This is a genomic window from Sinobaca sp. H24 (genome assembly GCF_023845525.1).
The window spans coordinates 1-17,653 of the sequence record NZ_JALBWT010000059.1; the positions used below are offsets into that span (position 1 = coordinate 1).

General features: G+C 47.0%; 21 protein-coding genes and 1 pseudogene. 11 read left to right on the top strand and 11 right to left on the bottom strand.

Annotation, left to right across the window (positions count from 1 at the left end; translation table 11 throughout):
* Positions 1-393 precede the first annotated feature (393 nt).
* The 4 genes from fdhD to modA all read left to right on the top strand — a co-directional run bounded on the left by fdhD (position 394) and on the right by modA (position 2,319).
* Positions 394-1,197, top strand: a complete 804-nt coding sequence (fdhD, locus tag MMY81_RS31740; protein WP_252315962.1) for a formate dehydrogenase accessory sulfurtransferase FdhD — start codon at positions 394-396, stop codon at positions 1,195-1,197.
* Positions 1,198-1,213: 16 nt separating this feature from the next.
* Positions 1,214-1,441: a group-specific protein gene (locus tag MMY81_RS31745; protein WP_252315963.1), complete on the top strand. Its 228-nt coding sequence runs from the start codon at positions 1,214-1,216 to the stop codon at positions 1,439-1,441.
* A gap of 112 nt (positions 1,442-1,553) precedes the next feature.
* Positions 1,554-1,901: a substrate-binding domain-containing protein gene (locus MMY81_RS31750; protein ID WP_252315964.1), complete on the top strand. Its 348-nt coding sequence runs from the start codon at positions 1,554-1,556 to the stop codon at positions 1,899-1,901.
* A gap of 10 nt (positions 1,902-1,911) precedes the next feature.
* Complete coding sequence (gene modA / locus MMY81_RS31755; RefSeq protein WP_252315982.1) at positions 1,912-2,319, top strand: molybdate ABC transporter substrate-binding protein; 408 nt, start codon at positions 1,912-1,914, stop codon at positions 2,317-2,319.
* Positions 2,320-2,619: 300 nt separating this feature from the next.
* On the opposite strand, the gene MMY81_RS31760 is transcribed toward modA, so the two are convergent.
* The 7 genes and pseudogenes from MMY81_RS31760 to moaA form a co-directional block, all read right to left on the bottom strand.
* Positions 2,620-4,413, bottom strand: coding sequence for a S9 family peptidase (locus MMY81_RS31760; protein WP_252315965.1), 1,794 nt, complete (start codon positions 4,411-4,413; stop codon positions 2,620-2,622).
* A 29-nt stretch (positions 4,414-4,442) separates the two neighbouring features.
* Entirely contained in the window at positions 4,443-4,676 is a 234-nt protein-coding gene (moaD, locus tag MMY81_RS31765; RefSeq protein WP_252315966.1) for a molybdopterin converting factor subunit 1, read from the bottom strand.
* Between the two features lies 1 nt (position 4,677).
* Positions 4,678-5,148 (bottom strand): molybdenum cofactor biosynthesis protein MoaE, encoded by a 471-nt coding sequence (locus MMY81_RS31770; RefSeq protein ID WP_252315967.1) that lies wholly within the window; start codon positions 5,146-5,148, stop codon positions 4,678-4,680.
* Positions 5,145-5,663, bottom strand: a complete 519-nt coding sequence (mobB, locus tag MMY81_RS31775) for a molybdopterin-guanine dinucleotide biosynthesis protein B (RefSeq protein WP_252315968.1) — start codon at positions 5,661-5,663, stop codon at positions 5,145-5,147. The genes MMY81_RS31770 and mobB overlap by 4 nt, the downstream gene beginning before the upstream one ends.
* Positions 5,627-6,903 (bottom strand): annotated as a pseudogene (locus tag MMY81_RS31780) (molybdopterin molybdotransferase MoeA). Before MMY81_RS31780 ends, mobB begins: the two are co-directional and overlap by 37 nt.
* Before the next feature lie 12 nt (positions 6,904-6,915).
* Positions 6,916-7,935, bottom strand: coding sequence for a ThiF family adenylyltransferase (locus tag MMY81_RS31785; protein ID WP_252315969.1), 1,020 nt, complete (start codon positions 7,933-7,935; stop codon positions 6,916-6,918).
* 6 nt (positions 7,936-7,941) lie between these two features.
* Positions 7,942-8,961, bottom strand: coding sequence for a GTP 3',8-cyclase MoaA (moaA, locus tag MMY81_RS31790; RefSeq protein WP_252315970.1), 1,020 nt, complete (start codon positions 8,959-8,961; stop codon positions 7,942-7,944).
* A gap of 349 nt (positions 8,962-9,310) precedes the next feature.
* Between moaA and MMY81_RS31795 the strand changes: the two genes are divergently transcribed.
* From MMY81_RS31795 to moaC, 4 genes are read left to right on the top strand one after another with little or no spacing between them, the layout of a single operon-like run.
* Positions 9,311-9,802 carry a MogA/MoaB family molybdenum cofactor biosynthesis protein gene (locus MMY81_RS31795; protein ID WP_252315971.1) on the top strand — a complete coding sequence of 164 codons (492 nt, stop codon included), beginning with the start codon at positions 9,311-9,313 and terminating at the stop codon, positions 9,800-9,802.
* A complete protein-coding gene (locus tag MMY81_RS31800) occupies positions 9,799-9,960 on the top strand; it encodes an NTP transferase domain-containing protein (RefSeq protein WP_252315972.1) in 162 nt (53 codons plus the stop codon). The genes MMY81_RS31795 and MMY81_RS31800 overlap by 4 nt, the downstream gene beginning before the upstream one ends.
* A complete protein-coding gene (gene mobA, locus MMY81_RS31805) occupies positions 9,932-10,375 on the top strand; it encodes a molybdenum cofactor guanylyltransferase (RefSeq protein WP_252315973.1) in 444 nt (147 codons plus the stop codon). The genes MMY81_RS31800 and mobA overlap by 29 nt, the downstream gene beginning before the upstream one ends.
* Before the next feature lie 36 nt (positions 10,376-10,411).
* Positions 10,412-10,894, top strand: a complete 483-nt coding sequence (moaC, locus tag MMY81_RS31810) for a cyclic pyranopterin monophosphate synthase MoaC (protein ID WP_252315974.1) — start codon at positions 10,412-10,414, stop codon at positions 10,892-10,894.
* A gap of 83 nt (positions 10,895-10,977) precedes the next feature.
* Here the strand turns inward: moaC and MMY81_RS31815 are convergent, their stop codons facing one another.
* The 3 genes from MMY81_RS31815 to MMY81_RS31825 all read right to left on the bottom strand — a co-directional run bounded on the left by MMY81_RS31815 (position 10,978) and on the right by MMY81_RS31825 (position 13,976).
* Positions 10,978-12,297, bottom strand: a complete 1,320-nt coding sequence (locus MMY81_RS31815) for a TolB family protein (protein WP_252315975.1) — start codon at positions 12,295-12,297, stop codon at positions 10,978-10,980.
* Positions 12,294-12,968 carry an MOSC domain-containing protein gene (locus MMY81_RS31820; protein ID WP_252315976.1) on the bottom strand — a complete coding sequence of 225 codons (675 nt, stop codon included), beginning with the start codon at positions 12,966-12,968 and terminating at the stop codon, positions 12,294-12,296. Before MMY81_RS31820 ends, MMY81_RS31815 begins: the two co-directional genes overlap by 4 nt.
* A gap of 81 nt (positions 12,969-13,049) precedes the next feature.
* Positions 13,050-13,976 carry a manganese-dependent inorganic pyrophosphatase gene (locus MMY81_RS31825; RefSeq protein ID WP_252315977.1) on the bottom strand — a complete coding sequence of 309 codons (927 nt, stop codon included), beginning with the start codon at positions 13,974-13,976 and terminating at the stop codon, positions 13,050-13,052.
* Between the two features lie 240 nt (positions 13,977-14,216).
* Here MMY81_RS31825 and MMY81_RS31830 point away from each other — a divergent pair, with 240 nt between their 5' ends.
* The 3 genes from MMY81_RS31830 to MMY81_RS31840 all read left to right on the top strand — a co-directional run bounded on the left by MMY81_RS31830 (position 14,217) and on the right by MMY81_RS31840 (position 16,058).
* Positions 14,217-14,585, top strand: coding sequence for a MarR family winged helix-turn-helix transcriptional regulator (locus MMY81_RS31830; RefSeq protein ID WP_252315978.1), 369 nt, complete (start codon positions 14,217-14,219; stop codon positions 14,583-14,585).
* A gap of 5 nt (positions 14,586-14,590) precedes the next feature.
* Positions 14,591-15,778, top strand: a complete 1,188-nt coding sequence (locus MMY81_RS31835) for an MFS transporter (protein WP_252315979.1) — start codon at positions 14,591-14,593, stop codon at positions 15,776-15,778.
* Positions 15,779-15,860: 82 nt separating this feature from the next.
* Positions 15,861-16,058, top strand: a complete 198-nt coding sequence (locus MMY81_RS31840) for a YwbE family protein (RefSeq protein ID WP_252315980.1) — start codon at positions 15,861-15,863, stop codon at positions 16,056-16,058.
* A gap of 59 nt (positions 16,059-16,117) precedes the next feature.
* On the opposite strand, the gene MMY81_RS31845 is transcribed toward MMY81_RS31840, so the two are convergent.
* Positions 16,118-17,653: peptidoglycan D,D-transpeptidase FtsI family protein (locus MMY81_RS31845; RefSeq protein ID WP_252315981.1), on the bottom strand; the 1,536-nt coding region annotated here is incomplete at its 5' end.

Below are 17,653 nucleotides of genomic sequence, written 5' to 3' on the forward strand. Positions count from 1 at the left end.
GTTTTTCCCATTTCTTTTCTCCTCTTTCATGTCATAGTATAAAAACGGTGTAAGGTGCTGATTTCGGTGGAATACTTGCTTTTAAAACAGAAAAAACGCCGCCAGCTCTCCAAAAGGATACAAGTATCCCTTAAAAAGTCGGACGACGTTTAGTATTAAGCAGGTATGCGCTACTTTTCCACCAAAGGTAATCGCTTACAAATGTGCTGCAAATAAAACCGATAACAGGGTCGCTGCCTCGGGATTTTATCGCTTCACGTGCATGAACTTTGTATAAATCATATCCTGTTTTCATCGAAAGTACAAGAAAAATTTATGACCGGCGGAATAGTTGTTTCCTGTTCATGAATGTGTTTTCATTAAGGTAACGCTCCTACGAAAAGAGGTACGACTATGGCTATCGAACAATCAGCAGATAAGATGAGTCTGACACGGTCTATCGTACGCTATGACCGGGAGGCCTTTTCTGAAATAGAGGACAGCATCGTTACCGAATTTCCGCTTACTATTTATGTGAACGGTGAAGAATTTGCTACAATGGTCTGCACTCCCACTCATTTTGAAGAAATGGTGATCGGCTTTCTCGCTTCTGAAGGAGTGATCTTGTTTTATAAAGAGATTGCTTCGCTTGAAATCGATGAAAGTAAAGGCTTTGCCTACGTTCAGCTTGCGAACGGCAAAACCATGCAGCCCGCGCAGTACTCGAAACGGGTAATCGGCTCTTGCTGCGGCAAAAGCCGCCAGTTCTATTTTCAGAGCGATGTCAAAACAACCAAAACAGCGGTATCAGCAGTTACCCTTTCCGCTTCCCAATGCATTCAGTTAATGAAAAACATGCAGGAAGAAAGCACGTTATTCAAAGGCACCGGCGGGGTTCATAATGCCTCCATTGGAACGCCGGAGAAGCTTATTGTAAGCAGAACTGACATTGGACGTCATAACGCTCTCGATAAATTATACGGCTACTGCCTGCAGAACCAGATTCCCGTCCGGGACAAGGTGCTTGTATTCAGCGGACGCCTATCCTCAGAAGTATTAACAAAGGCTGCGAAAATAGGTGTGGGCGTCGTGCTTTCCAAGTCCGCACCTACCAACCTGGCAATTGAACTGGCCGAAGACTTAAACATTACAGCTGTAGGCTTTATACGAGGACAGTCATTTAATGTATATTCCCATCCGGAACGTATTCATTCATAATCAAGGAGGTTTTTACATGAGTTCCTGCAGTATCGACCACACACCGGAACAGGTAAAAGAAAAGCTGAACAGCCAGCGCGGCTTTATGCCGAAAGATATTTCTCAAAAAGCAGATCTCCTTCTTACAGAAGAGCTTTCCCAGGAAAGACTCAATGAATTGTTTCATCTTTTAAAAAAATATGATCTTGCTGATCCAGAGGAACAGGCTGAGCGAAATAAAGCTATTGCCGATCTGGCTGTATAAAGTTCGCCTCCCATTCACAAAATGGGAGGCTTTTCTTTTCCCGGCGCCGGGAATTTCGATTACACTAAGTAGAAGAACCTCAGTTAATATTGAGAAGAAAGGTTGCTTTTGTATGAAACGAATATTCTTTGTTTTCCTTCCGCTTCTTCCTCTTTTTGCTGCCTGCGGACAGGCGGCCGAGGAAGAGGATGCTATAAATATTTATGCTGCCACCAGTCTTCAGGATTCGCTTGAATCGATGGAAGAAGAACTGGAAACGGCTCTCGGTACAGACGTAACATTTACCTTTGAAGGCTCGGGCACTCTGCAGGAAGAAATAGCCGGCGGGACAGATGCTGACATTTTTTTCAGTGCATCCAATACATCAATGGATGTTCTTGAAGAGGAACAGCTGATCGACCAGGAATCCAGGCAGAACGTACTTGCAAATGAGCTGGTAATGATCGAAAAATGCTGGTGAACCGGAAAAGCTGAGTGGTCTTGACGACTTAACGACGGATGCCGTAGATAAATTAGCGGCCGGAACCCCGACCGATGCTGCGGCCGGAATCTATACACAGGAAATGATGGAGTCGCTCGGTATTTTTGATGAAATTAAACATAAAATCGTTCAGTCCCGTAATGTGAAAGAAGCTGTACTTTTTGTTGCCAGCGGCGAAACAGAGACAGGTTTTGTCTATGCAACCGATGCCCCCTCTACTGATCAGGTGGATATCGTAACAGCAGTCGATCCCGCTCTTCACTCTCCGATCGAATACCCAATTGCTCTTACAGCCGATGGAGCAGAAAATGAAAACGCCCGTGAGGCGCTTAATTACCTTACCGGACCGGAAGCAGAAGAAGTTTTTGATTCCTATGGTTTTCTGCAGCCTGAATAAAACGGGGCTGTCCCAGGACCTATTTTGTAAATTTTATTTTAATGAGAAAAAAAAAATCTATCAAAAAACCTCGTATTCCTGTTGAAAGGAATACGAGGTTTTTTCCGTTACCTAAATGGTTATTTCTGTTGTAAATTTTAACAAAGACCAGGCGGTGACTCCTCGGGCAGAACAGCCATCGGTGAAGATAAAAAGGCCAATTTTCCCCTTTTTAGCTGAGGCATGGTCTGCCGAAAGCTTCCGCCCGGTCCTGTTTTTTTAGTGGACTTTTGGAACAGCTCCGTTTTTTCTTTTATTGTGTTAGTGCTTCGTATATTTTTCAAAAAAGGCGAGCACGCTTTTGTATACATTGATTTCGTTTTCTTTCTTTGAAAAGCCGTGGCCTTCATCTTCGAGCACGATATATTCTACAGCCGCGCCTTTTTCTTTTAATGCTTCTACGATCTGGTCCGATTCTGCTTTCACTACGCGTGGATCATTCGCTCCCTGAATCACAAGCATCGGTTTGGTCATTGAATCAAGGTACGTAATCGGCGTATCTTCTGTAAACTTCGCTTTATCTGCTTCCGGATCCCCAACCCACTGTTTCATAACCGGTTTCCAGTGCTCGGGTACCGATTCTACGAAGCTGAACAAGTTGGATACCCCGAAGATATCGACTACAGCCTGATAATAGTCTGCATGCCGTCCGTGCAGCAGCAGTGCCATATAGCCGCCGTAGCTTCCGCCCATCAGCAGAATTTTGTCTTTATCTGCATATCCCTGTTCGATCATATAATCAATTGCTTTTACATTATCCAGCCTCGGTCCGTATCCCCAGTCGCCTTCCACCATTTTCATGAAAGAGAGACCGTAGCCTGTCGATCCCCGGAAGTTCGGGGCAATAATACTGTAGCCCCGGTTTAAAAGCAGCTGGAACAATGCCCGGAACATCTTACGTTCTGACGCCTGTGGACCACCGTGCGGCCAGTGAATCAGGTATCCGTTATCCACCTCCGGCTTTGCTTTAAAGTAGAGCGCTTCTATTTCCAGCCCGTCATAGGAAGGATAGCGGATCACATCCGGATCTACGAGACTTTCTTCTGCAATACCGGGAACTTTAAAAGAAGTCAGGCGCTCCCAGTCCCCGGACCCGTCAGCTAGCTTAAAAATATTAAACGGTTCAACGGCACGGCGTCCCATCAAGTACACCGCTCCGCTTTTCCCTATCGTAATCTGCTCGATTACATCCACGGGTGTCTCTATGTTATCCAGCGTTTTCCCCTCCAGGGAATACATATAGAGAAGATCCTCTACACCAAGAGAAGCAGACAAGTACAGCTTCTTTCTATCCTTATCAAAATGAAGGCTGGAGAATTCGCCTTCCGGGGCATTTACTACCTTTGTAAACTGCTCGTTTTCTACGTCAAAATGAGCCAGATAGGTAAAATCTTCCCCATAGTTGGTAAGCAGATACATATCTTTTTCACCTGTAAATACCATATCCGATACCGTATGCTGTTCTCCGTTATCCGGGGTGAGCTGTACTTCTTTGCCCCCTTTATGCAGATAACCAAGAACATATGTATTGGCAAAATGGCGGATGAACGCAATCGTCTGTTCCTCCGGACTCCGCGCCGAAAAATAGGTGGCTCCTCCGCTTCCTTCGATCAGCTTCTTTTCCGTATCATTTTCCAGGTCATAGCAGTACGTATTCAAAAAAGTCGCATTGTCCCTTGTCGTTGTATAATACAGACGTTTCCCGTCTTCAGAAAGAGAGCCGAAGAAATGTCTTTCCCCTTCTCCGGTGCGGAGCGGAACAAGCTGCCCTCCTTCCGGCGGCATGGCATACAGCTGGCTGTTTTCATCTCCGTTTTCATCAAAGCTGACGACGGCAAAATCGGAGTTTTCCGCATAATGAATACCGTGACAGTTCTGATTGATAAACGTCAGCGGATAAGGAAACGTATGGGGAAGATCCATGCCCCAGATGTTAAACGCTCCATTCATGTTGGAACTGAACATTAATTGGGATTCTTCTGCATTCACAGCAAATTGCTGGATAACTGTCGTTTGAAAAAACTGTTCTGCTTTTGGTTTTTGAAATGATATCATTCGGCTTCCCCACCATTCTTTTCCATATTTTATCCGCCGCTTACCGGTGGAATAAATGCAATTGTGTCGCCATCGGAAAGCGTATCTTCATTATCCGCAAATTCTTCGTTTACCGCGGCCATTGCCTGATCCAAGGAAGACAACTGATACTCTTCTTTCAGCCATGCTTTTATTTCCTGAACCGTCTGTCCCGCTTTCTGTGCTTCCAGTGCTTCTGTTCCAGCCTCGTCCTGAAGGCGGGCAAAAAACAATACTTTAATCATTTCATTTCTCTCCTTTTTCCGGGAATCCTTTTTCATAAGAAGTGTTCTCCAGCTGATCTCCTATCCATTTCGTGCCGTCTTCCCAGTATTCCTTCTTCCAGATCGGAACGATTTCCTTAATTCGTTCAATGGCATATTCGTTTGCTTCGTACGCCGCTTTCCGATGCGGCGAAGAAACGGCGATTACTACAGCAATATCCGAAATATCAAGCATTCCGGTGCGATGGGTAATTGCTGTAATGGTCCCCGGCCACTTTTCTTCCATTTCGCTGCCGATCTCTTCGAGCTTTTTTACGGCCATTTTTTCATAAGCCTGATATTCCAAGCGCAGCGTTTTTTTTCCGTGCGTCATTTCCCGGACGGTTCCTATAAAAGTCGTAATGGCGCCGCAGTTGCGGTGCTCCACTTTTTTAATAAGATCTGCCGGATTAATCGGACGGCTGGAAATAGAAAACAACGTATCATCTGTCATAAAGCGTCCCTCATTTGATTTATAATAAATTCCATATACTTCGGTGTATCTTCTATAAAAAACACAGGAGTCTTTTCTTCTGTCAGGTTTTTATCCCAGGAGATGAAACAGAGTACCTGCTCACTGTCTTTTAACTGCTCCATATCTGCTTTTGTTCGGATCATGACAACTTTTGGGTATCCTGCTTTCTTATAGCCTTCCACCAGTATAATATCCGGATCAAACAAAGCCTGGGCGTCAATTAAGCGCTCGAGGGTCCATCCGGCGCCCGGTGACTGGATATGAAGCATGCCGCCTCCCTCTACAAATGCAGCAGAAGCACCTGCTGCCAGGTGCCTTCCGCTGTCTTTATCTTCTAAACTGTCCGGCTTACCGCCGTGTCCGTGATGTTTGATCGTACCTGTGCTCCACCCCATGTCTGAAAAAGCACGGATGAGTTTTTCCGCAAGCGTCGTTTTGCCGCTGTTTTGGAAGCCGGTTATCTGTAAGACGGGACGATGCTGCTCCACGGCCATTCACTTCCCTCTGTATCTTCAAGCAGAAGGGTATCTACTTTCATTCCTTTTTCGTAGCCTCTCGTGCCCCCCGGCAGAACAATAAATACATCTGCTCCGGCAATCGATGTGACCGAGCCTGATTTATCAAGACCCGCGGGCTTGACGTACACCTTTCCATCTTCTACATACGAAGATGCGCGCACAAAACGGGTAAATGGATTTGCCTTTGGAAAGTCCATTGCTAAGAAAGCGGACTGTTTTTTCAAGTGCGGCCGGCTGCTTTTCATCGCCGTTCTCATTAACGGACGTACAAACAGCTCAAATCCAACGTAACAGGCTGAAGGATTTCCGGACAGTCCAAACAGTACTTTACTGCCCGCTGCCGCCACTGTCGTGACGCTTCCCGGGCGCATCGCTACTTTATTAAACAACACTTCTGCTCCCAGGCTTTCGAAAATAGCCGGCATGTAATCATAGTCTCCTACGGACACACCACCTGTTGTAATTAAAGCGTCCACTACCTGAAGGGCTTCAGTTGTCGCCTGCAGGCAGTCATCAAAGTCATCGTTAAATTTCCCGAAATACACGGCTTCCCCGCCGGCCCTTTCGACCTGGGCGATTGCCATGTATGCATTGCTGTTGCGGATCTTTCCCGGTTCAAGCGGTTCTCCTGCTTCGAGCAGTTCACTGCCTGTCGCTATAATCCCGACCCGGGGTTTTTTTGCCACAGAAACCTGGGCAAAGCCGAAGGTCGCCAGCAGTGCCGAAATACCCGGGTTAATAAATGTCCCTTTTTCTACGAGTACTGTGCCTTTTTTAGCATCTTCTCCCTGAAAGGAAATATTGTCGTGATGCTTAATCTCCCGCTTTAATTCTATCTCGTCAGACCCTAGTTCCTTTACAAGTTCCAGCATAACTACCGCGTCACACCCGGCGGGCATCTGGGCGCCGGTCATAATCCGTACGACTTCCCCTTTTTCCACCGGGCGCGGAAATACGGAGCCCGCTCCGATTTCACCAGCTACGGTTAAAGTGACAGGATGGTCTCTGGCGGCTCCTGTCGTATCTTCGGACCGCACGGCAACCCATCATATGGAGATTTATTAAAAGGCGGCACATCATGATCCGCCGTTATCTTCCGCAGCATACGGCCATGGGCCTCGGCGAGCGGAAGCATTTCCGTTTCCGCTGCAAGTGTCTGCTTCATGACGGTACGGACCGCGTCTTCTACGGGCATTGGTTTTCTTTTTTCCACCATTCGGCATCTTCCTTACGATAAAAAGTATTTTTCATAAATTGCTTTGGCCTGCTCTACTTTCTTCGTGCCGTGAACGAGCACCCGTCCATCCCGGAAAACGACCAGACGGTAGTCTGGAAGCGCGCAGGACAGCAGGTAAGGGTTTTTCTGTACCCGGCCGTGCCGGCTGAGCTTAGTTTCCAAATACGTAAAATCATAGGACCGTGACGTTTCGGGACGAATCTGGACCGTATCCCTGCCGCAGAGCACCGCCATCTTCGTATCATCTGCGCCGGCTAAATGCGCATATGCCGGTGAGGTGCCGCAGGAAGGACACGTATCTTTTTTCGTTTTGCCGACCTGTATGGCGTGATGCTGATTTTTCCAGACGTCAAACAGCGTCAGCTTCGTCTGGACTGCTTCCGTTCGGCCGGAAAGGATCTTAAGCGCTTCTGCCGTCTGATAGGCTGACGTCATCTGCACCGCTGGAGCAATAACGCCGTCTGTTTCACACGTTACGCTGAATGCGGGAATGGCCGGCAGAATACACTGCAGGCAGGGCGTTTCTCCCGGAATAATCGTGAAGCTCATACCATAGCTTCCGGCGCAGGCTCCGAACACCCATGGAATCCTGTATTTCTGGGAAAGATCGTTCAAAATAAATCGAATATCGAAATTATCCGATCCGTCGATTAAAATATCCAGTCCCGGGGCGATGTCTTCGAGCTTTTCAGCTGTCGCATCCATGACGAGGCTGTGAATCACTGCATCGCTCCGGATCGCCTGCAGACGCTCTTTGGCCGCAACGGCTTTTGGCATCTTCGCCTCCGCTTCTTTTTCTCCATACAGCTGCTGTCTCGGAAGATTGCTCCACTCCACGTAGTCCCGGTCAATAATGGTTAATTCTCCGACGCCGGCGCGTACTAGCGTTTCGGCGGCAGCACTGCCGAGGGCGCCTGCGCCCAGTATAAGGGCATGCTTTGTCTGCAGACTGGCCTGGCCGTCTGGTCCTATGCCTGGAAAAAGAATCTGCCTTGAGTATCTATCATTCATGCTGTTTTATCCTCCGATATAGGACATCTCAATTTTTTTACGGTTTTTCACGGTTTCTTCGGTCCGTTCTTCTGAATAGCGATCCGTCCGGCCGTTCCATACGTTTTCAATAAAATGCCTGACTTCATCCGTGGAAGCTCCGCTTCTTACAAGGGTCTTTAGATCGGTGCCGGTTTCGGCAAAAAGACAGGTGAAAAGTTTACCGTCTGCAGATATTCTTGCTCTCGTGCACGTTCCGCAGAACGCATCCGATACAGAGGAAATAAACCCTACCTCAACGTTGGACCCTTCATATCCATAGCGGTTCGCGACTTCGCCCAGATAGTCCCGCTCAAGCGGCTGCAGTGGTGCAATCGTGGAAACCATCTCCAACAGTTCTTTTTTTGTAACGACCTGTGAATAGTCCCAGCCGTTCGTCTGGCCAACATCCATAAATTCAATAAAGCGGAGCGTCACGCCTATATCTTTGCAGTATCTGGCCATCGGAACCACTTCCTGGTCATTGACCCCTTTTCGAACAACCATGTTCACTTTCACATGCAGGCCGGCATCAACTGCAGCCTGCATTCCTTTCAGAACAATATCCGGTTTTACTTTCCGTCCGTTCATTTCCTGAAACACCTTTGGATCGATTGCATCCAGGCTGAGGTTAATCCGCATCAGACCGGCTTCTTTGAGCGCTTTGGCCTGTTTTACTAAATGAACGCCGTTCGTTGTAAGGGCGATATCTTCAATTCCTTCTATTTTCACAAGCCGTTCTATCAGGTCGGGTACGTTTTTTCTAAGCAGCGGCTCGCCGCCTGTGAGCCTTAGTTTTTTTACACCGAGTGCAGCAAATTCTTCTGCCAGCATCGTGATTTCTGAGAAAGACAGCAGCTCCTCTTCCGGCATAAAAACATAATCATCCCCGAATATTTCTTTTGGCATGCAGTAAGAGCATCTAAAATTACAGCGGTCCATAATTGAAATGCGCAGATCCTGCAGAGGCCGTTTGTATTGGTCGAGCGTCGGGCTTTGCTTCAACATCTTAATCCCCCCTGCGAATAGATAAAAACTCCGGCCGGCCAATGGTTTCTTGGAAAAGCACGGGATGGTGCCATCCTCTGCTTCATAGCATAAGGATAATATATAAAAACGTTCAGGCAGTGGAAAACGTTCCATTCCTGTCTATAACATTCATCTGCTTTGTCCCCTGTCTAACAAAAATGCCAGGGTTTTAAGCGTTCTGGATTAGGTTCGGTCGATGAGAAAAACAGCACCGTCATTTGTTTTAGTATCCTTATTCGGAAAAAAGCTGATAGAATAATAAACAGAAAACAGCCTGTACCTTCTTTAGAGACTAATTCTAACACATATGGAAAGGAGAATTAAAAGAATGCATCACGAAAACGACGCACATTCTCTAAGGGCAGCCGTTCTGACGATGTCCGATACAAGAGGAAAAGCAGAAGATAAAAGCGGAAAACTTATTCATTCTTTTCTCGAGGATGCCGGCTTTCACGTTCAGGACTACAGCATTATAAAAGACGACCGCCGGGTTATTGAACAGCAGATCAGCAAATGGGTAGAGGATCCAATGATTCAGGCTGTTATTATGAACGGTGGAACCGGCGTTTCCCCAAAAGATGTCACATATGAAGCCGTTGCTTCTCTCCTGGATAAGGAACTGCACGGATACGGAGAGCTGTTTCGGATGCTCAGCTATGAAGAAATTGGCGCTAAGGCCCTGTTCAGCCGGGCTATTGGTGGAAGTATCGGCAGCACGGCGGTATTTGCCCTGCCGGGTTCAAGCAATGCCGTCCAGCTTGGAATGGAGAAGCTTATTATTCCTTCTCTTCCCCATTTAATCGGAGAGTTAACCAAATGAGCATTACCGCAGCAGGAGCTGTGCTGGCAGGAGGCCGATCCTCCCGGTACGGACGGGCGAAAATGTTTGAGATTTATAACGGAAAGCCTTTATATCAGTACAGCCTGGATGCTTTTGAAGGAGCCGGTATTGAAAAAAGAATATATTATTACAAATGAGCAGCTCGCCGGACGGTTCGACAGCCCTCAGACTTCCATTATTATAGAAATAGAGCCGTTCTCGGGACCGCTGGCAGCACTAAAAGAGGCACTTCGCCTTGTGGAGCAGGACAGCTGGCTGTTTCTTTTAGCTGCCGACGTTCCGTTCGTCACTGCAGAATTCGTTGCTGCCTTATTGGAAAAAGCAGAAACTTCTCCGGATAAACAGGCGGTTATTCCTCTCTCTGCAGGCCGGTTTCAGCCGCTTCACGGGCTTTATCATTCTTCCTGCCTGGCCGCTGCTGAAAAGGCCGGTTCGGAGAACAGCAGCATGAAAGCCCTGCTTGATGAAATCAACGTACTGTATGTGGAATTTCCCGATACACAGAAAGATTTTATTAACATCAATCGACCTGAAGATTGGAAACATTCGTAAATAACAAAACAAGAATGCATAAAAGGAGCAAAAACGATGGATGAATTCACACATTATAATGAATCCGGCCGCGCCCGTATGGTGGATATTTCTGAAAAACAGGAAACGAGCCGGTCTGCCACAGCCCAAAGCATCGTTCACTTAAGCGATGAACTGTATGAGGCAATTGAAAAACAGCAGCTGAAAAAAGGCGACCCCCTTCATACTGCCCAGCTGGCTGGTATTATGGGAGCGAAGAAAACGTCCGACATTATTCCTATGTGCCATCCTATTGCCCTCCAGGGAACAGATTTGGAATTTGCTTACCAGCAGGCAGAAGAAGGATGGGAGCTGCACATTCGGGCTACGGTGAAATGCAAAGGCAATACAGGAGTGGAAATGGAAGCCCTCACCGCTGCGACTACAGCTGCGCTGACTTTTTACGACATGTGCAAAGCAGTTGATAAAGGTATGATCATCAAAGAAACGAAGCTTCTCCGGAAAACCGGCGGCAAAAGCGGTGATTACCAGGCTGGCTGAAACGCAGCAATACAAAAAGAGAAGCCGCACTGGGCTTCTCTTAAACATTTATTTTGGGTATTTATATAAATAATAAGAAGCTGTCAGGAAACTTTACGCAGCTTCTTTTTGCTGTGAGTCTTTTTCCAAATGAACGCAGCAGCAAACCCAGCTGCTGTGCAGATGGAAATTCCGATGCTGAACGCCACGGGCGCTATCATAACCCAAGGACTGGAATTCACTATCAAGAAAGCAGCAGCTGCACTCAGCCCGGAAACCACCGTCCCTATCACCGGAGGAAGATAAACGTTCCCCCCGCCCAGGCCGGTGAAAACAACGGCGCTTACAAGCAGAATGGTGTACAGCGTCCCAAATACGATGGGATCAAGTATACCATTTAGCAGCTGCGCCGGATGAAGGGACGTTCCTTCAATACCGGATGTGTTCATTGGGATTTCATGTGCTTCTGTAGTCTGCAGGTTCATGCTTTTCAATTCAAAAACCGGCGGGTCCTGCGGCCAGTTCTGCTGCTCCATATAAGCAATATAATCAGAGTTATGAAAGAACACCGGAGAATCGACATTCATCGAGCCTTCGGTAAGGCGTTCGCTTTCTCCATTTTCAATATTAAGAACAAATAGTTCATACTGATACATGTCTCCATCTGCCAGATCGGACGCTGTTGTATAGGCGAACTCCCGGCCATTTGGAGAAAGCGCCGGTGAATACACGCCTGAAGGCAGTCTGTTAACAAGCTGGTCGTATGAATCGGCTCCATCGAGTGAATAAGCCTTCACTACTTCGCCTTCATCCCCGGTAGTGCTGTAAAAAAGCGTCGACCCATCTTCTGCAATCGAAAGCGCACTCATCACATAACTATCTTCTTCCGTAAGCTTTACCGGCTCCCCTCCCCCGCTGTCCATTTCGTATACATCAAAGCCGCCCGCAGCTTCCATATCTTCAGCAAACCAATCATCCGCTTCAATACCGATGAAGTATACTTTTTCATTATCCGGTGAGAAAACAGCATCTCTTATATGTAGGTTTTCCGATGTTAACTCGGCTGTTTCCAGGGTAAGCAGATTGATTTTGTTTAAATAGCTTATTCCTTCAGGGCTGTCGGATAAATACAGAAGTTCCGTTCCTGCTTCATTAAACGAAGGCTGGTGCTGATCCTCTCCCGTATCATTGGGGATAGGTTCCGGCGTTCCTCCTGTTACGGGCAGCGTATAAATTGAACGTTCCCCCTGCTGAAAATAAGAAAAAGCAAAAAGCTCATCATCTTTCGATAAATCAAGGTCATTATTCACGCCGCTGCTGTGATAATCATAAGGATCGTTATCCCAGAGGAAAAATACGAAAAGCAGGCAGAGAAGAAGAACGGCGCTTCCTGCCATTGCAGCAAAACTCCATTTTCTTTTCATCTGTCATCTCCTGCCGTTTCTGTAATACCATACTTTTTCCGCAGGGTTTTTTTCCAGCTTTCTGCAAGCACTGGACTATGAAGAAGAGCAAAAATGGGTTCATGATCGTTGATAGGCTGGTATGTCAGCATGTTAATTTCCGCAATGGAGACTGCCGGATCGCTCGTCTGTTTTATTAATTCATCTTCTGCAGAAACCATTCCTTCTTTCAGCACTCTGAAATAATAACCGGAGAAACCATTTTCCCTTACAAATAAAGGAAGTTTCGGAATGCCGTGCTTTTCTGCAAGTTTATAACATGGCTGTCTGGGCTGACTGACCTGTATGAGAGATTCCCCCCATTCGTAAATGTCCCCAATGCAGACTTCTGTCTCCGGCATACCGCGCAGCAGCAGATTCTCTCCAAAGGCTCCTTCGGTCACATTCATGTCATGATGGTCTTTCCAATGTTTATAGTGCTCCACCGGATAGGCACATACTGCTTTATCCGGACCACCATGATTTTTAAGATCAGCCTGCTCATCTCCTGACAGGCCGTTAAAAGACAGGAAGACCGCTTTCCATCCCACGCTTTGTTTATTTATCCCCGAGATAATCTGCTTATCTTTTTTTAAGGAAATATTCTCCGGCACGCCCACATTCAACGATACAATACTTGATTCCACAACCACTCTCCTCCTCCTGGTAATACATACAAAACAATTCCGCTTAAAAAAAAGCCTGTCCGGAAAAAGATCCGGACAGCTTTGATTTTATTTCAGCGCATCCGTCAGAACAGGAACAATCTGCTTTTTACGCGAGACTACTCCCTCTAATACCGCTTTGTTGTTGGATAAAGTCACATTAAATGCTTTTTCTACTGCATCCGTTTTTTCTCCCACCGCTACTGCGATAGAATCACTGTTTAAAATATCAGTTACGACGAAAACAAACAGGTCAAGTCCATTATTCTGAACAGCCTCGTTCATGACTTTTTCAATTTCTGTCTGACGCTCCAGCACTTCGTTTGGATCGATAGCATTCACCTGGGCTATCTGTACTTTTGCATTTCCCATCGAAAATTCTTTAGCATCCAGGGAGATCAGCTCTTCTTCAGTCTTGCCGCTGATGTCCGCTCCTGCTTTGAGCATTTCCAGGCCATAGCTGTCCGTATCAACGCCTGCTATGCCGGCGAGCTCTTCAGCAGCAACTACGTCTTCATGCGTGCACGTTGGCGATTTGAAAAGAAGAGAATCAGAAATAATCGCAGACAGCATCAGCCCGGCTGTGCTTTTATCGATCTCTACGCCGTATTCTTTGTACATTTTGTTCAAAATAGTTGCGGTGCAGCCTACAGGCTCTGCGCGGTAGTAAAGCGGTTCAGATGTTTGGAAATTGGCAATACGGTGGTGGTCAATTACTTCTTTGATGCTCACTTCAGCCAGATCATCCACGCTTTGCTGCGCTTCATTATGGTCTACAAGGCTGACGCGGTCCGTTTCATTGGAAACCGATTCTACCAGACGTGGTGCTTCGATTTTGAAATAGTCGAGGGCATACTGGGTTTCGCCGTTTATTTCACCCAATCTTACCGCTTCTGCCTCATCTCCTGTTTTGTTTTTTAAGGCAGCATGCGCGATAGCTGAACATATCGTATCTATATCGGGGCTCTTGTGGCCGAATACTAGTAATTTACTCATTTTATCTCTCCCTTGTATGTATTTTGGCTTTTTTTCACTCTTGTATTTTATCATAAACCCTTTACGAATAATGCAGTCGGGATCAATTTTTATCCGGGGAATCTATTTTTGCTTTCCCTCTTTTTTTAAGCTATACTCAATAAATAATTAATTACCTAAGTAACTAAATGGAAAGAAGGGATTATTATTACGCTTGACCGCGATATTTTTACACTCATGCACCAAAAGGTCCGACTCTCCATGAAATCCATTAACTATGAGCTTCAGGAACATGCCCTGTTCAGCTCGCAGTGGAGCCTTCTTTACTGTCTGAAGAAAAATGGAAGCATGACGCAGAAAGAAATGGCAGAATACCTGCATGTAGAATCCCCGACCATTACCCGCACGCTGCTGAAGCTCGAAGAGAGCGGTTATATAAAGCGTCAATCCGGCATCGATAAGCGAGAACGCGTTGTCAGTCTGACCGAAAAGGCATTGGCATGTTTTCCGGCGGTGGACGAAAGCGTAAGGCGCCACGAAAGAAACATGCTCTGCCGCCTGTCAGCCGGTGAAAAACAGCAGCTTGCCCGGCTGTTGGAAAAAATAGATTACTCGGAAGAAAGAAGGTAGCTCCTGTGTCACCAACCAATTCAGAAAAAATCTGGACAAAGCCTTTCTGGATTGCCCTGATTAATAACTTTTTTGTATTTCTCGCCTTTTATGCGCTGCTGACGATTCTGCCTATTTTTGTTCTGCAGGAACTCGGCGGCACAGAGGGACAGGCAGGTCTGGCCACGACGATTTTTCTCATTTCCGCCATCCTCACAAGAGCCTTTGCCGGCCGGATTATCGAAAGCTTCGGCAAGAAGAAAATGCTGATGGTGAGTGTCCTTTTGTTCGCCCTCTCCATGCTATTATATTTATTCGCCCATGAGCTTGTGTTTCTGCTGGCACTTCGTTTCTTTCACGGCATCTGGTTCAGCATTGCGACTACTGTACTGCTTGCTGCTGCGGCTGACCTCGTTCCCGCCTCCAGAAAAGGCGAAGGACTCGGCTATTTTATTATGTCCATGAATTTAGCAGTGGTGGTCGGTCCGTTTATTGCACTGACTGCCGTTCGTTTTGTCTCATATACCGTTTTATTCGGCGGTCTGGCGGCTTTTTCAATTCTGGGATTTGTGCTGACGTTTCTTATCAGGCTCCCGGCAGAAACTCCGACCCGGCAGCCGGTCTTTAAAGAGCTTGCTCTAAGTGACCTTGTTGAAAAAAGAGCCTTTCCGCCATCCGCGATTGGGTTTTTAGCTGCTTTTTCCTATGCAGGCGTCATTTCTTTTATTTCGGTATACGCGGAATCCATTAACCTGTTTCATGCGGTTAATTTGTTCTTCGTCTGCTTTGCAGCGGTCATGCTGCTATCCCGTCCATTTACAGGCCGGTTGTTTGACCGGGCGGGACCAGCTTATGTTATTATTCCCTCGCTGCTGGTATTTTCTGCAGGTTTATTTCTGCTCAGCACCGTCACCACAGCGGCTGTGCTGCTTCTTGCCGGCGGATTGATCGGCCTGGGCTACGGTTCTATTCTGCCGAGCCTGCAGACGATGGCTATCCAGGCTTCCCCGCCGGAGCGGACGAGCCATGCCACTGCTACTTTTTTCATGCTGTTTGATTCAGGCATTGCTGTCGGTTCCTTTGTGCTCGGCACGATTGCTTCGCTGATGACTTATTCTTATGTATATATTATCTGTGGAACGCTTGTGCTCGCCACACTTGGGATCTACATGCTCGTCTATCGAAACCGGCTCCGCCTGCAGTCTGCCCACTAGACTCTTTTTTTGTCTGCCCTTATCAAAAGAGGTTTACTGCCGTACAATAAGAAGAAGCATATTATAGAAAGCAGGAATAGAAATGGCAAATGGACAGTATAGAAAAGATATATCTCCCGGTGTAGAGGTTGATATCGTTCTCAAGCAGGACCAGCGGACCGGAAAGACTACAAATGGCATTGTAAAAGACATTCTGACAAAATCACCCCAGCACCCTCATGGTATTAAAGTACGCCTTGAGAATGGAAATGTCGGACGGGTCAAAAACATTATTCAATAACTAAAGTAAAAAAAGACCGTCTGCTGGAATAAGCAGACGGCTTTTTTTTACCGTATTAATTAGTCTTCTCTATTTTCAAATACGTTTTTTACTTTCTCCACGACGTAGCCGCTTCCGCCCTCATCTTCTACATTTTCAATCATCATCGAGACAAGCAGATCTTCCTGCTCGTAATCGTAGGCAACAAACCAGCCGTTTTCGGTGCCGCTTTCCCCCTGTTCTGTTTTGAGTTCAGCTGTACCGGTTTTTCCTGCTATGGTCAGATCTTCCCTTACTGGCTCATACGCGGAGCCGTTTTCGTTTTCGACGATGCCTCGCAGCCCTTCCGTAATGACATCAGCTCCTTCTTCAGGAAGAACGTTTTCCTTCCAGACTTCCGGTTCGGTGTCATTCAATCTTTCCAGCTGTGGAACGAGCATATCCCCTTCGTTCAAAAACGTAGTATACGTGGTGGCTAAATGCAGCGGTGACATCATCATCTGTCCCTGCCCGTAGCCGGTATCGGCGAGCAGAATGTCTGACACCAATCCTTCATTGGATATTGCGGACGGCTGCACTGGAAAATCATAGGGAAGTTCCTCATCAAACCCAAAATTTCTCAGCCCTTCCGCAAAATTTTCTTCGCCGGTATTTAAAGCCGTTTGGGCAAAAAAGATATTATCGGACGTAATCAATGCATTTCTCAGGTCTACCTGCTCCAGCCTGTCGGAAACTCTTGTGATCGAATAGCCTCCCCAGCTGCTGTCCGGCTGCCACTGCTCTCCGGTAATTGTTTTCTCTTCGTCCGGCTCGAGGCTTCCCTGGTTCATGCCTACGGAAGCCGTAATCGGCTTGATAGTAGAGCCAGGAGCATAAAGACTGTTGAATTTAGCTGAAAAAGGACGTCCTTCTTCTTCACTCAGTTCCTCGTATTCTCCTTCCGGCCAGCCGAACAAATAATTGTTTGGGTTGTAGGCTGGTGTACTTACAAGACCAAGGGTTTCCCCTGTTTTTGGATCCAGGGCTGCCGCGGTGCCGGAATCGCCGTCCAGCTCGTTAAACAGGTTTTCCTGCACATCGGTATCAATGGATAAATGAACGGTTTCCCCATCTTCTGCCTGCTGTTCAGCAATGACTTCCCCGCTTTCTGTAGTGACAAGAGCCCGGCCCGGCGTTCCGCGCAGACGCTCTTCGTATATATACTCTGCTCCTGCCTTCCCAAGCGCTGTCCCTTCGCTGTATCCCTCTCCTCGTTCTTCGAGCTCTTCTTCGGTAATCGTTCCAATGTACCCTGTTAAATGGGCAGCCTGTTCCTCAAGCGGGTAGTAGCGGCTCGTCGTTTCCCTGGACTGCACTCCTTCTACATTTTCAATCTCCTGCAGGGATTCAGACTCTTCCGGAGTTAGTTTTTTGATCGGCACAAATGATTCTTCTGTGACCCATTCTTCTGACAGAAGTTCTGTAATGTCTGACTCCTCCATATCCAATAGAGAAGCCAGCTCTTCTACGGCCGCTTCTTCGTCTGCCGTTTCTCCCGGGACGATTCCAACCTGATCGATGGACGTATTTACGGCAAGGCTGTTGTCATTTCTATCCAGAATTTCTCCTCTTACCGG